The 14172-nt window shown below is 72.7% G+C and carries 9 protein-coding genes and 1 pseudogene; 6 read left to right on the top strand and 4 right to left on the bottom strand.

The window, feature by feature from the left end; all coding sequences use genetic code 11:
- Positions 1 to 248: 248 nt before the first annotated feature.
- Positions 249 to 419: a hypothetical protein gene (locus ABGB05_RS07030; RefSeq protein WP_347652361.1), complete on the bottom strand. Its 171-nt coding sequence runs from the start codon at positions 417 to 419 to the stop codon at positions 249 to 251.
- A gap of 52 nt (positions 420 to 471) precedes the next feature.
- Between ABGB05_RS07030 and ABGB05_RS07025 the strand changes: the two genes are divergently transcribed.
- From ABGB05_RS07025 to ABGB05_RS07010, 4 genes and pseudogenes are all read left to right on the top strand, one after another.
- On the top strand, positions 472 to 1116 hold the full coding sequence (locus ABGB05_RS07025) for a hypothetical protein (protein ID WP_347652360.1): 645 nt from the start codon (positions 472 to 474) through the stop codon (positions 1114 to 1116).
- Positions 1113 to 1814: a cellulose binding domain-containing protein gene (locus ABGB05_RS07020; protein ID WP_347652359.1), complete on the top strand. Its 702-nt coding sequence runs from the start codon at positions 1113 to 1115 to the stop codon at positions 1812 to 1814. Before ABGB05_RS07025 ends, ABGB05_RS07020 begins: the two co-directional genes overlap by 4 nt.
- A 231-nt stretch (positions 1815 to 2045) precedes the next feature.
- A pseudogene (locus ABGB05_RS07015) lies at positions 2046 to 4100 on the top strand (alpha-1,6-glucosidase domain-containing protein); the annotation flags it as partial.
- A gap of 69 nt (positions 4101 to 4169) precedes the next feature.
- On the top strand, positions 4170 to 5279 hold the full coding sequence (locus tag ABGB05_RS07010; protein ID WP_347652358.1) for a winged helix DNA-binding domain-containing protein: 1110 nt from the start codon (positions 4170 to 4172) through the stop codon (positions 5277 to 5279).
- 65 nt (positions 5280 to 5344) lie between these two features.
- Here the strand turns inward: ABGB05_RS07010 and ABGB05_RS07005 are convergent, their stop codons facing one another.
- Together ABGB05_RS07005 and ABGB05_RS07000 are read right to left on the bottom strand one after the other, a co-directional pair.
- Positions 5345 to 6349 (bottom strand): GNAT family N-acetyltransferase, encoded by a 1005-nt coding sequence (locus ABGB05_RS07005; protein ID WP_347652357.1) that lies wholly within the window; start codon positions 6347 to 6349, stop codon positions 5345 to 5347.
- A gap of 12 nt (positions 6350 to 6361) precedes the next feature.
- Positions 6362 to 6877: an NUDIX domain-containing protein gene (locus ABGB05_RS07000; protein ID WP_347652356.1), complete on the bottom strand. Its 516-nt coding sequence runs from the start codon at positions 6875 to 6877 to the stop codon at positions 6362 to 6364.
- 119 nt (positions 6878 to 6996) lie between these two features.
- On the opposite strand from ABGB05_RS07000, the gene ABGB05_RS06995 reads away from it, so the two are divergent.
- Positions 6997 to 7869 (top strand): alpha/beta hydrolase, encoded by an 873-nt coding sequence (locus ABGB05_RS06995; RefSeq protein WP_347652355.1) that lies wholly within the window; start codon positions 6997 to 6999, stop codon positions 7867 to 7869.
- A 56-nt stretch (positions 7870 to 7925) separates the two neighbouring features.
- The gene (locus ABGB05_RS06990; RefSeq protein ID WP_347652354.1) at positions 7926 to 9968 is read left to right on the top strand and encodes an Hsp70 family protein; all 2043 of its coding nucleotides are present in this window, start codon (positions 7926 to 7928) and stop codon (positions 9966 to 9968) included.
- Positions 9969 to 10657: 689 nt separating this feature from the next.
- On the opposite strand, the gene ABGB05_RS06985 is transcribed toward ABGB05_RS06990, so the two are convergent.
- The gene (locus tag ABGB05_RS06985; RefSeq protein ID WP_347652353.1) at positions 10658 to 13792 is read right to left on the bottom strand and encodes an AMP-binding protein; all 3135 of its coding nucleotides are present in this window, start codon (positions 13790 to 13792) and stop codon (positions 10658 to 10660) included.
- Between the last annotated feature and the right edge of the window lie 380 nt (positions 13793 to 14172).

The raw sequence follows: 14172 nt of genomic DNA, 5'->3' as shown, positions 1-14172 counted from the left end.
TGCTATTCGCGCAAGCCTCGGCTCAGCTGGTGGGCCGCGATCTGCTGGGAATGACCGAGCCGGCCAAGCCTCCGGAACTGGCGGCCCGGCTCACCGACGCGGGGCGCGGGTCAGCTGGGGCAACAACGAGCTGCCCGGGCTGAGGCGGTGCCGCACCGACGACCCGCGCGGCAACCGGCTCGAGGTCCTCGCGCCCGTCCCGGGACCGGCGTGTCCGCCCGGGAACCCTCCGCCGCCGGCAGTCCTCGTCAGTCGAGAGTGGACGGTGAGGTCAACGCCTGGGCGTGCCGCTGTTGGAGCCGATCCCGGATCTGCTCCGGGGTGTAGGCGCGGCGCCGCCGCTCGGCCCGGGCCAGCACCACCCCGGTCGCGGCCACCCCGACAAAACCCGCCACACCGATTACCTTCCACCAGCGCATCCGCCTAGGGTAGTCGCCGGGCCGACAGACGGTGGGCGTACGAGGTGGGGCAGTGGGCGAGCAGAAGAGCGAACTCAGCCTCGACGAGGCGGTCGAGCTGACCCGGACCGGCGACGTGTGGGTCTTCCGGGGCCGCAGTGTGCCGGATCGGGCGATCCAGTTGACCACGAACAGTCCGGTCAACCATGTCGGAATGTCCGTGGTTCTCGAGGACCTGCCACCGCTAATGTGGCACGCCGAGCTCGGCCGATCACTGCCGGACCTGTGGTCCGGCAACCATCACCGGGGTGTGCAACTGCACGACCTACGGGATGCGGTCCGGGTCTGGGGTGTCCGGTACGGTCAGCGGGCCTGGCTCCGCCAGCTGGAACCACCGGCCGATCACGAGATGGAGAACGGGGTGCTGCGTACCATCGCCCGCCTGGACGGCACGCCCTTCCCGTCCACCGCACAGCTCGCCTGGCGGTGGGCGCGCGGTCGGGTTCCCGGAGGCGGGAAGCGGGCCAGGGAACTCGCGCTGGAGACGGCGTACTGCGCCGAGGTGGTGGCCGTCACGTACCAGGCGATGGGCCTGCTGCCGACCGGTCGCCGGGCGAGCTGGTACGACCCCGGCCGGTTCTGGAGCGGCGACGAACTGGAGTTGTCGCGCGGCGCACGGCTTGGTGACGAGATCGCGGTCCGGATCCCGGCCCGGTGAGCGCCCCGCAGACGCCCCGCTGGCGACTGTTCGCCGCGGCGCCCTGGATCGTCGTCTCGGCCGGCGTACTCGTGATGATCGTGCTGCTCGTCGCCGCCACCGGCTACCTCACCGGTGACCGGCGACCGGCCAGCGCCCCCGAGCCGGTCTTCCCGTTCGTGCCCGGCAACACCCCCACTCCGGAGGTCACCGCCGAGGCGTCGGCGGACCTGACCCCGTCGACCGGGCCGGCCAGCCGGTCCCCGGTGGCGACCGCCCGCCCGACCGGCGCCGGCGCGACGCCGTCCCGCACCGGAGCGCCCCGCCCCACCACACCGGCCGGGCGCCCGGTGACCACCTCCTCGCCGCCCGCCGGTCCTCCGCCGCAGCAGAGTGAACTCACCGCCAACTACCGGGTGACGAACGACTGGCGGAACCTGTTCATGGCCGAGGTGCGGATCCGCAACCAGGCCAGTTCGGCCCGGCCGTGGGCCGTCGAGCTGCGCTTCCCGTCCGGGGTGGGACGGCTGCGGGCGTTCTGGGTGGACGGGGCACCGCAGCCGATGCTGCGCCGGTCCGGGGAGAGCTACGTCTTCACCGGTACCCAGTCGGCGCCGGCCGGTGGCACGGTGCCGCTGCGGGTCCAGTTCGAACACGACGGCCGGACGACCCGTCCCACCGTCTGCACGGTGAACGGCGCGGCCTGCAGCATCAGCTGAGCCGCCCACGTGTCGCGGCGGCCGGCGTCGGCCGCCGCCCCGCGTCCCGCGCCGCCGGGCCACCGGCTGTCGTTCCCGGCCTCCGGCTGCTCGGCTCGCGGGTCCTCGCGCTCCTGACATCGCGCCCGGCCCCCGGGCCGCTCCCCGCCTCCTGCTGCCGCAGCCCCACTGCCAGGCGCTGCGGTCCGAACCAGCCGATGGATGCTTGCTTGCGCAAGATGATGGATGCTGGGCGCTGGCGCTGCAAGGTCTTGCATCGAGGCGTGCAGATCCCCGGGGTGCTCGACGAGGTGTATTCCGCGGCGGCGCAGGCCCGGCTCGGTCCGACCCTCCACGGCGGGCGACCCGACCTGGCGCTCTGGGCGCCGACCGCCCGCACCGTGGCGCTGGAACTGTACGACGCGCCCACCGGCACCCCCACGACGACGGTGCCGATGCGCCGGGACGACCGGACCGGGGTCTGGTCGCTACGCGGCGACCGGGACTGGGTCGGCAGGTACTACCGGTACCGGGTCGAGGTGTGGCAGCCGGCCGCGCAGCGGATCGTCACCGCCTCGGTCACCGACCCGTACTCGCTGGCCCTGGCGGTCGACTCCACGCACAGCCGGCTCGTCGACCTCGCCGACCCGGCGACCGCGCCGCCCGGCTGGGCGGGGCTGCGCAAGCCGGCGGCGGTGCCGGCCGGCCGTACCCAGATCCAGGAGGTCTCGGTCCGGGACTTCTCGATCGCGGACGCCTCGGTGCCGGCGCAGCGCCGGGGCACCTACCTGGCCTTCACCGACCCGGCGACCACCGGCATGCGTCACCTACGTGGCCTGGCCGACGCCGGGGTCACCCACCTGCACCTGCTGCCGACCTTCGACTTCGCCACCATCCCGGAACGCCGGGCCGACCAGGCGGTGCCGGCCTGCGACCTGGCCGGACTCCGCGCGCCAGCAGGAGTGCGTCGGTACGGTCCGCGACACCGACGGCTACAACTGGGGGTACGACCCGCTGCACCACACGGTGCCGGAGGGCGGGTACGCGGTCGACCCGGAGCGCCGGACGACCGAGTTCCGGCAGATGGTGGCCGGGTTGAACGGGGCCGGGCTGCGGGTGGTGCTGGACGTGGTCTACAACCACACGTCGGCCGCCGGCACCGACCCGAAGTCGGTGCTGGACCAGATCGTCCCCGGCTACTACCACCGGCTGCTCGACGACGGCACCCTGGCCACCTCGACCTGCTGCGCCAACACCGCGTCCGAGCACCTGATGATGGGCAAGCTGGTGGTCGACTCGGTGGTCGAGTGGGCGAAGGCCTACAAGGTCGACGCCAACCCGAGGGTGCAGGGCTTCGGCTCCGGGCTGTTCACCGACCCGAACGGCGACCCGGTCAACGGCACCCTCGACCAGCAGCGGGCCCGGCTGCTGCACCAGCAGGACCAGATCAAGGTCGGGCTGGTCGGCAACCTGGCGTCGTACCGGTTCGTGGCGTCGTCCGGCGAGACGGTCACCGGGGCCGACGTCGACTACAACGGCGCACCGGCCGGCTACACCGCCGCGCCCGGTGAGGCGGTCAGCTACGTCGACGCGCACGACAACGAGATCCTGTACGACGCCCTGGCGTACAAGCTGCCGGCCGGGACGTCGGCGCAGGACCGGTCCCGGATGCAGGTGCTCGCGCTCGGCACGCCGGTGCTGAGTCAGGGGACCGGTTTCGTGACCTCCGGCAGTGAGCGGTTGCGGTCGAAGTCGCTGGACCGGAACTCGTACAACAGTGGGGACTGGTTCAACCAGATCCGCTGGGACTGCGCGGACGGGAACGGGTTCGGGATCGGACTGCCACCGGCCACCGACAACGCCGACAAGTGGCCGTACGCCCGTCCACTGCTCGCCGATCCCCGACTCGCACCGGACTGCGCGGCGGTCGAGCTGACCGACGCGCGCTACCGGGAACTGCTCCGGATCCGGGCGTCGTCACCGGTCTTCGGGCTGGCCGACGGGGCGCAGGTGCAGCGCCGGGTGACGTTCCCGCTGTCCGGAGTGGACGAGACACCGGGGGTGATCACGATGCGGCTGGACGGAACCGGACTGGACCGGCGCTGGCGCTCGCTGACCGTGGTCGTCAACGCCACCCCGGCGGCGGCAACCCAGACCGTGCCGGGGCTGCGTGGGACCGCAACGTCCCTGCATCCGGTGCTGCGGCAGTCGGCCGACCCGGTGCTGCGGACCGCCGCGTTCGACCGGGCGACCGGTACGGTCACCGTCCCACCCCGCAGCATCGCCGTCTACGTCGAGCCGTACTGAGTCACGATCCGCGCATCGTCCCGGGAGGAGCGGTCAGAACCTGACCGCTTCTTCCGCGAGAGTTGTCGGGTGCCGACGACAACCGTGCTCGACAACCGGGCGCTCAACCGCGCCACCCTCGCCCGACAGTTCCTGCTCGACCCCGCCGACCTGCCCGTCCTCGACGCCGTCGCGCACCTGTGCGGCCTGCAGGCGCAGGAACCCCAGGAACCGTACGTCGGACTCTGGTCGCGGTTGCGCGGCTTCGACCCGCGGGTGCTCTCCGACCTGCTGACCCGGCGGAGCGTGGTACGGCTGCACCTGATGCGACGTACCGTCCACCTCGTCACCGCCGACGACGCCCTGGCCTGGCGGGCCCGCCACGACGGCATGCTGCGCCAGCGGGTACTCGGCACCTACCGCCAGGAGCTCGCCGGGGTCGACCTCGACGAACTCGCCGCGGCCGGCCGGGCGGTGCTGGCCGACCACCAGCCCCGTTCGATGGGAGAACTCGCCCGGGAGCTGGCCGAACGCTGGCCGGCACCCGGACCCCGGCCCCTGGGCGAGCTGCTGCTCGCCGCCCTCGTCCCGGTGGCGCAACTCCCGCCGCGCGGGCTGTGGCGGACGAAGGGCGGCGCGAAGTACCGGATGCTCTCCTCGTGGCTCGGGCGGGAGATCGACCCGGCGGCCCCGGACGGCGCCGACCCGGTCGGCGCGGCACTGGCGCGGCGCTACCTGGCCGCGTTCGGCCCCGCCTCCGTGGCCGACCTGCGCGCCTGGTCCGGTCTCGCCGGACTGCCGGCGGTGGTGGCCGCGATCCGCGACGAACTGGTCAGCTTCCGCGACGAGCGGGGCCGCGAGCTGCTGGACCTGCCCGATGCGCCGCGCCCCGACCCCGACACCCCCGCCCCGGTACGGTTCCTGCCGGCCTTCGACAACTCGATCCTCGGCTACCACGACCGGACCCGGATCATCGACGACGCCGACCGCTACCTGTCGGTAGCCGGTGCCCGGGTGGTCCTGGTCGACGGCCGGGTCTCCGCGACCTGGACCGTCGAGGCCGACACGGTGACCGTCACCCCGCTGCGGCCGTTCTCCCGGACCGAGCGCGACGACATGGCAGAGCAGGGGCAGGCCCTGGCGTCGCTCCTCACCGACGGCGACAGCCAGCGGGTACGGATCGCCGCGTCGCCGGACTGAGCGGGACCGGCAGGCCACCGCCGCGTCCGGCCGGACGCGTGCGGCATGGCGAACGCAGGCGCCGTCTAACCCAGGCGGCGGACCAGCATGAGTACGAGATCGTCGTCGACGCGAACGGAGGTTCCGGGCAGGACGACGCTGCCCCGGTACGTCACGCCCCGGCCGTCCGGCAGGTAACCGCGTCGCAGGTACATCAGGTGGGCGGCGGAGTAGTTGACGTACAGCCCGACGCCGATCCCGGCGGTGGTACTCCGCTCCGCGATCAGCTCCTCGGCCCGGTCCATCAGGGTCCAGGCGACCCGGCGCCGGCGGAACCGGGGCAGCACGTTCAGGTCCTGGATCTCCGGTATGCCGGCCAGCCGGAACGGGCGGTAACCGCTCTGCCAGGCCACGGTCAGGTACCCGGCGAAGGTGTCGTCCACCGACGCGACCAGCACCGAGCGGGTGCCGGCCTCCTGTTCGGCGAGGTAGCGGCGATACTGGTCGGCGGTCTTGCCGGGCCAGTTCACCTCGGCGAACGCCGGAGGAAGCACGTCGACGTCGGCCGGGGCCAGCGGACGTACGGTGATCGGCGCCATGTGCTCATGCTGCCCGTCGACCTCGGCCGGCGCGACGGGATTCAGCCGCCGCTCAGTGTCCGGCCAGCCGTGTTCCGCGTACGGCTCGCCGGCGAGGTAGTGATCGAGCGCCTGCCGGCCGTACGGGACCATCGGCGTGGGCAGGTCGTCGACCGGGAACCAGAACCATCCCGTGCACTTGTCCGGCTCGCGGTTGACGGGTTCGTTCTCCCAGCGGACGACCTCGAAGAAAAGTGCCATCCGCGGCGAGTCGGTCCGGTGGTGGAGCAGGTGGACGAAGCGGGCCTCCGACGGCTTGACGCGGATCCCGATCTCCTCGGCCGCTTCGCGGACGAGCGTCGTCGTGGGTGACTCGCCGGCCTCGCCGTGCCCGGACGGCAGGTGCCAGCAGCCGTCGGCCCAGCCGGTGTTGGCCCGCTCGCCGAGCAGGATCCTGTTGTTACGGCGCAGGATCAGATGCACGTCGACCTGGGCCCTCTGCCGGCCGTTCACTCCCATCTCCACTCAGTGGTGCCAGGGCAGCCGTACGGGCTGGGCGGGGATCCGTCCGGCGCAGAGTTCGACCAGCAGCGGGGCGAGTTCGAGTGGATAGACGACCTCGTCGGTGGTGGCGAGTTCCGCCACGCTCCACCAGTGGTGACCGGCGTGGTAGCCGCGTTCCAGCGCCTCCATCCGGTCGGTGTCCACCAGGTGCGAGTCGACCCGGTACCGGAAGAAGTCGTCCCGGAAGATCCCTTCGGCCCAGCTCATCCTCGCGTACCCGGTGGTGTAGGCGACCGGGTCGCCGAGCGCACCCGGTTCGACCCGCAGGCCGACCTCCTCGTGCAGTTCCCGGGCGGCGGCCTCGGCCAACGTCTCACCCTCGTCGACCCCACCGCCCGGCGTCAGCCAGCAGTGCGCGGCGTCCGGTCCGGGATCGCCGTCGCCGAATCGGCAGCGCAGCAGCAGGACGTGTCCGGCTCGGTCGAGGACCAGCACCCGGGCGGACCGGCGCCGGTACGTCGGTTCAGGCTCTGGCACCGGAACAGGCTAACCCGCCCGGACGGCGGGTGTGTCCGGCCGGCCAACGGGTAGACACCGGCTCGGGTGTCCCGGCGCGAGCGGGCGGCGGGCGGGGAAGCCGCCGGGAGGACGGTGATATGAGCGGTACGACCTACCGGTTGGCCGACGTCGACGGTATCTCGATCTTCTACCGGGAGGCCGGGTCCCCGGAGGCACCGACGCTGCTGCTCCTGCACGGCTTCCCGTCCTCGTCCCGGATGTTCGAACCGCTGCTGCACCGGCTCGCCGACCGGTTCCACCTCGTTGCCCCGGACTATCCGGGCTTCGGGCACAGCGACGCGCCGAGCCCGCGCGACTTCGCGTACACCTTCGACCATCTCGCCGAGGTCGTCGGCAGGTTCAGCGAGATCCTCGGACTGTCGACGTACAGCCTCTTCGTCCAGGACTACGGTGGGCCGATCGGTATGCGGCTGGCGGTCGCACACCCCGAGCGGCTCGCCGCGCTGGTCGTGCAGAACGCGGTCGCACACGAGGTCGGGCTCGGCCCGAACTGGGCGGTCCGCCGGGCCTTCTGGGCGGACCGGGCCGCGCACGAGGCCGAACTGCGGGAGAACTTCCTCTCCCCGGCGGCCACCCGGCAACGGCACGTCGGCACCAGTCCCAGACCCGAGGCGTACGACCCGGACCTCTGGGACGACGAGCTGGCGTTCCTGCACCGCCCCGGCATCGCCGACATCCAGCTCGACCTCTTCCACGACTATCGGAACAACGTCGCGAGCTATCCACGGTGGCAGGAGTGGCTGCGCCGGCACCGGCCGCCGTTGCTGGTCCTCTGGGGACGGTACGACACCTCGTTCCAGACCGAGGAGGCCGAGGCGTACCGCCGGGACGCGCCGGAGGCCGAAATCCACCTGCTCGACGCGGGCCACTTCGCGCTCGACGAGCAGCCGGAGCAGGTGTCCCGGCTGACCGCCGACTTCCTGCTCCGCCGGGTCGTCTTCGCCTGCTGACTGCCCGGGACGGGCGACCCGGTGAGCGTGGTACGTGTGGTGCGTACACTGCCGCAGTGGCCGGCAACCGACTGGGAATCGACTACGGCTCCTCGAACACCGTCGCGGTGCTTCGCTGGCCGGACGGCCGTAACCGGCCGCTGCTCTTCGACGGGTCGCCGCTGCTGCCGTCGGCGGTGTTCCTGACCGGGGACGGCGAGCTGCTTCCCGGCCGGGACGCGTTGCACAGTGCCCGGCTCGACCCGACCCGGTTCGAGCCGCACCCGAAACGGCGGATCGACGACGGCACTCTGCTGCTCGCCGACCGTGGGGTACCGGTCGGCGACGCGGTCGCCGCCACGCTGCGCCGGATCGCCGAGGAGGCGGTCCGGGCCGGTGGCGACCTGCCGGACGACGTCGTGGTGTGCTATCCCGCCGGATGGGGCGCGGTACGCCGGAACGTGTTGACCGAGGCGACCGTCCGGGCGGGACTGCCCGCCCCGACCCTGGTGCCTGAGCCGGTCGCGGCGGCCGGCTACTTCACCGCCGTGCTCGGACACGCGGTCCGGCCGGGAAACCTGCTCGTCGTCTACGACCTCGGGGCCGGCACCTTCGACGTCAGCGTGGTACGCCGTACCGGCGACGGTTTTGAGGTGTGTGAGGTGGACGGCCTTGCCGACCTCGGCGGGCTGGACCTCGACGCGCTGGTCGTCGAGCGGGTCGCCGCCGCCGTCCGGCCCGGACATCCGGAGGCGTGGCAGCGGGTCACCGCGCCGACCGACCCGGCCGACCGTCGGCACTTCCTGGCCTTCTGGGAGGACGCCCGGACCGCCAAGGAGATGCTCTCCCGGCAGAGCCACGCCGGGCTGTACGTGCCCGTGGTCGACCGGGAGGTCTCGGTCAGCCGGGAGGAGTTCGAGGCGCTCGCCCGCCCGTACCTGGAACGTGCCGCCACGCTGACCGGGCAGGTGATGGCCCGGGCCGGTGTCGACGCCGACAACCTGGCCGGGGTGTTCCTGGTCGGCGGTGCGTCGCGGGTGCCGCTCGCCGCCACGACCCTGCACCAGGTGACCGGGGTGGCGGCGACCGTGCTGGAGCAGCCGGAGATCGTGGTCGCCGAGGGCGCCCTGCACGCGGTCCGGCCGGTGTCGCCAGCTCCGGCGGCGGCCGTGTCACCCTCGCCGGTCGTCGGCCCGCCGGTCGGCACGCACCAGGTCGTCGGCCCGCCGGTCGGCATGAACCCGGTCAGCGCGGTGCCGGTCAGCGGGGCGCAGGCCGCCCCGCTGCCGGTCGGCGCGATGCCGCCCGGTCCGGTCCCGCAGAGTCCGGTACCTCCCGGATGGCCGGCCCAGCCGCCGACCAATGTTCCCCCGCACAGCCAGGCGTTCCCGGCCGTCGAGCCGCAACCCGTACCCCGGGCGCTCTGGATCACCTTCATTGTGCTGGCGGCGATCGTGACCGCGCCGTGCACCCTCAGCACCCTGACCGGCGTGGTCGGCGGACTCCTCGGCGGAACGGCCATCGCGCTCCTGCTCCGACCCGCGCTGCGCTGGCGTCCCCGGAGCGGCTCCGGGTTCGTCCGGATTCGACCCGGCAGCGCCGTGGCCGGTACGCCGCTGACCGCGCTCGGGGCGGCCGGGATGTTCATGGCTGCCGGGTACCTCGCGCTCAGCCTCCTCTTCGGACTCGACCAGGAGGACCAGAGAACCCTGCGTGGCGTCGCCGGGATCGCCGGCGGGCTCGGGCTGGCCCTCGGCACCGGTGGGGTCGCCCTGCTGCTGCGGTCCGTGCGTCCGTACCCCCGGCTGTGGGTCGACCCGGACGGCATCGGATACCAGCCGGACCGGGAACACCTGTATCACCTGCCGTGGTCGGAGGTCGTCCGGATCGATCTTGTACCGCTCCGGCCCGGCCTGCCGCCGGCGCTGGTCGCCGTACCCGCACCCGGGTCCCGGCTCGCCGAGGATCCGGCGTACGCGTGGCTGTGGCACCCGGAAGTCGGCGCGCTGGTCATCGACGACCTGCCCCGGCTGACCCGGGACCCGAACCGCGACCTGCCACGGCTCTCCGGAGCCCTCGCCCGACACCGGCCGCTGGACGCCGACCAGCCAAAGCCCTGACCAGCCGGCCAACCCTCTGACCGGCCAGGCCGAAGCCCTGACCGGGGCGGGTCGACCCATGCCTGGATCGGCCGACCCCCTGCCTGGATCGGCGGACTCCCGACCGGACCAGTCGCCAGGTTCAGGGGACCACCGAGGTTTGCGGCAAGGCGCCGTGGCGGGTCGCCCCGAACTCTGGACGGACGACCTGCGTCGGACCAGCCGCGAGCGGACGTACGTCGACGTGCACACCAGCGACCACCTCGGCGTCTGGGCGATCTCCTGGATGGCGGACGTGCACGACACCGGCTACCACGACCACGCGGCGTCCAGGGGTGCGGTGGTGATGGTCGAGGGGGGGCGATCCGGCACGAGCGACTGCGGCTCGCCGACGAGCCGGAGGGCACCGTGGTCCGCTCCGGTGAGGCGTTCTTGTTCGACGAGACCGCGGCCGAGGAACAGCTCACGCCGAAGGGCCCGCAGGGTCAGCCGACCGGACCGGGCGGCTGAGCGGGGGGCGGCGGCGACAGCGACGAAGGGCGCGCGTCTCGGACGCCTCTCTGTCGGCCAGCGGTGTCGCGGTGCTGAGCAGGCGGTTCACCAACGACGCGGCGTTCAGGTCCGGATACCGCGCGGCGCCGGGCAGCTCGATTCGAACGAGCTGTGCCAGCGGTGCGGCCCGCCGGTGTGGACACTCGCCGTCGACGTCGTTACGTCGCGGTCGGCTCCGGAGGCCGGATCCGGGCCAGGATCCGTTCGTACGCCGCGAAGGTGGTGAGCACCGAGTCCGCCGACAGCGCCTCCGGGTAGAAGGTGGCGTCCAGCCGGGCGCCCGTCTCGTCGGGCCACACCTCGACAAGCAACTCGCTCATCGGCTCCGGCACGGCCGGACGGTGCAGGTGTACCTCCGCCGCGGGCAGGGCGAGCACCGGTGTGGTGTTGTCCTGGAGCACGAACATCGTCCTGAACAGCGGGTTCCGGCCGCGCTGACGCGGCGGGTTGACCGCCCTGACGACCTCCGGGAAGGAAAGGGCGTACGCACCCCGGCCGGCCGTCATCTGCTGGTGTGCCCGCAACGCGGACTCCCGTACCGACCCGGCCGGTGGTGCGCCCAGACGCAGGCAGACGGTGTCGACGAGACACGTGACGACGTTGGCCTGGCTGGCGTGTCGTCGTACCGAGACCGGCACCCCGATGCCGAAGTCCTCCTGCCCGAGCGCGTCGGCGAGCGCCGCGGCGAACCCGGCGACGAGCACCGGGAACCGGGCGATGCCGAGTTCGCGGGCCAGCCGGTCCACACCGTCGAGTGTCTCGGCCGACAACCGGCAGGAGCGTACGGCCACGGCGAGCGAGCCGAGTTCGGCCGCCCCCTTGAGCGCCCGGTGCTCGGGGAGGTCACGGAGCAGCCGGGCCCAGTACTCCCGGGTGACCGACGAGGAGGCCTTACGGGTGGCCTCCGCCCGTCGTGCGGCGATCGCCTCGGCCAGCCGTGGCGCGGACGTGCGAAAGGCGGGTACCCGCCCCGCCAGGCGGTCGGCATAGGCGGTGGAGAGGTCGTCGGCGAGCACGGACTCCGACCAACCGTCGTAGGCGACGTGGTGGATCACCAGCGAGACGAGATGCTGGTCGCCGAAGCGTGCGTGGTTGCCCCGCCACACCTCGCCGGTGTCGAGGGCGAGCGGGCGCAGAAGATCCGCCCGGGCAGCGGCCCAGGCATCGGCGAGGTCGGTGAATGTGCCCAGCTCGGGAAAGCCGACCGGCACCTCGTCCACGGGGGTCAGGAACGGTTCGAGGTCCGCCTCGTAGCAGGCTCTGAGCGCTTCGTGTCGTGCCTGTACGTCAGCCATCGCGGCCCGGAACACCTGGGTCTCGAACGGCCCTCGTACCAGCCAGCCGATCAGGCAGTGGCCGGCCTTGCTGTCCGGGCGCATCTCGTGCTCCACCAGGAAGCCGACCTGGGTGTCGGCCAACAGCACCTCCTCGCCGGCCGCCGGGGGCCCGGGCACGACCCGGTCCGGATCGCCGTCGCCCAGCTGTTCGGCGAGCTGCCGGACGGTGGACGCCGCGAACACCCGTTCCGGCGGGACCGACACGCCGAGCCGCTCGTTGAGTCTGATGCAGACCCGCATCGCCTGCAGCGAGGTCAGCGTTCCGTTGTCGAGCGGGGTTGCGGCCGTACAGGGGACTCCGCTGACCGCGGACACCACCGCCACCACCTCGGCGAGCACCGGATCCGGCGTCTCGTCCGACGGTGGCCCGGAGGCCTCGTTGACCGTCCGCTCGCCGGCGAGGCTTCGTAGCGCCGAGTGGTCGGCCTTGCCGTTCGCCGTGACGGGGATGTGCGGCACCGCGACCAGCCGGTCGGGAACGAGGTACCGGGGCACCTGGGCGAGCAGGGCCGCCCGTACCGAGTCCGGGTCGTGGGTCTGCTCGGCGGCCGCGGTGTAGTAACCGGTCAGGCCGACACACGAGCCGGCGGGATCACGGTCCGGCAGGACAACCGCGCTCGTGACGCCGTCGACCGCGCGGAGCAGGGTCTCCACGTCGCCGAGTTCCACCCGGAAGCCACGGACCTTGACCTGGCGGTCCTCTCGTCCGAGGAAGCGCAGCAGGCCGTCCCTGCCGATTTTGCCGCGGTCGCCGGTCCGGTACAGACGCAGGTCGACACCGTCGACCGCGACCGTGACGAACCGGCGGTCGGTGAGTTCCCGGTCGCCCAGGTAACCGATCGCCAGCCCGTCGCCGGCCACACAGATCTCGCCGCCCTCGTCGACCCGGCAGACCCGGTCGCCGTCGAGGATGACGACGACGGTCCCGGCGACCGCCGTGCCCAGCGGTATCCCGTCGGGGTCGTCGCAGTCGTCCCGGTGGATCTCGTGCGTCGTCACGAACACGCACGACTCGGCCGGTCCGTAGCCGTTGACGAGCGTGATGCCGGGATGCGCGCCGAGGAAGCGGCGCACGTGGGTCGGCGACAGTCGCTCTCCGCCGGTCCACAGGCGACGCAGACCGGCGAACGCGGTGACGTCCTCGTCCACGATCAGGTTGAACAGGGAGCTGGTGAGCCACAGCGAGTCGACGCCGTCGCCGACGAGTTGCCGCAGCACCCCGGTGGTGGGTAACCGATCTTCGCAGAGTGCCGAGGTGCCGCCGGTGAGCAGCATCGACCACAGTTCGAGGGTGAGGCCGTCCCAGGGCAGCGGTGCCCACTGCGGCATTCGTGCGGTGGGGCCGAACTCGCCGTTCATCGCCCCCGGTGCGAAGAGCCGGGTGGTCGCCCGGTGCGGCGAGAGAACCGCTTTGGGTGTGCCGGTTGATCCCGAGGTGAAGAAGACGCAGCAGGCGGCGTCGCCGGGCACGGTGACGACCTGGACGTCGGCTCCGACGCGTGCGAACAGGTCGGAGGGCGGAATCCAGGTGGGCATGTCGCCGAAGGGCCGCCGTGCGACGACGGTGCGGGCGTCGACGACCGTCGCCAGGGCTGCGGACCGCTCGTCCGGCCAGCGGACGTCGAACACCGCGTACGCCGCGCCGCGCATCAGTACGCCGAGCAGGACCGCGACCAGGTCCGGCGAACGGGGTAGCAGCACCGGTACCACGTCGCCGCGCGTCACCCCTGCCGCGGCGAGTCCGGCGGCGGCCTGCCGACCGGCCTCGGCCAGCGCGGCGTAGCTGACGCTCCGGTCCCCGGTGACCAGCGCCGGTCTGTCGGGGTACCGGGCCGCGATCCTCAGGAAGACCTCGTGTACGGCGGACCCGAACGGGTACGCGGCCGGGGCTCCGGCCAGCACCGCCAGCTCCGCTGATGTCGGGTCCTGGTCCCGGACCTCGGCCGTCGTTCCCACCGTCTCCACCGTGTTCAGCTCCAACAGTGCGCACACCGCACACAGACAGGCGTATCGACGGCCACGAGGCCGTTCCGACCAGCGGCCGGGATCCGAGTCTGCCGCCGTTTGTTGATCGCGGCAACCCCTCCACACCCTGCCGGCCGTAGGGCCGCTCGGTACGGCCGGTGGTTCGGTACGGGTCGGCGGCGAGGACGTGGATGCCGGGCTGACGCGACGGAATTCGATCTCGGGGACATCGTGGACGGTCCGTTGTGCCTAAGATCGACTCAGTGCCGGAGCCGGCCAGTTCGGCCCACGCCCGCGGAGGTCATCGACCGTGCCGGTCCGGCTGGTGCCACGACGTCCGCCGCCACCGCGGATGTGCGGGCCTCACCCTC

The sequence above is a fragment of the Plantactinospora sp. B5E13 genome, assembly GCF_039871775.1.
Classification (GTDB): domain Bacteria; phylum Actinomycetota; class Actinomycetes; order Mycobacteriales; family Micromonosporaceae; genus Plantactinospora.
Note: the sequence above shows the minus strand (reverse complement) of the source record. Positions and strands in the feature narration are given on the sequence as shown.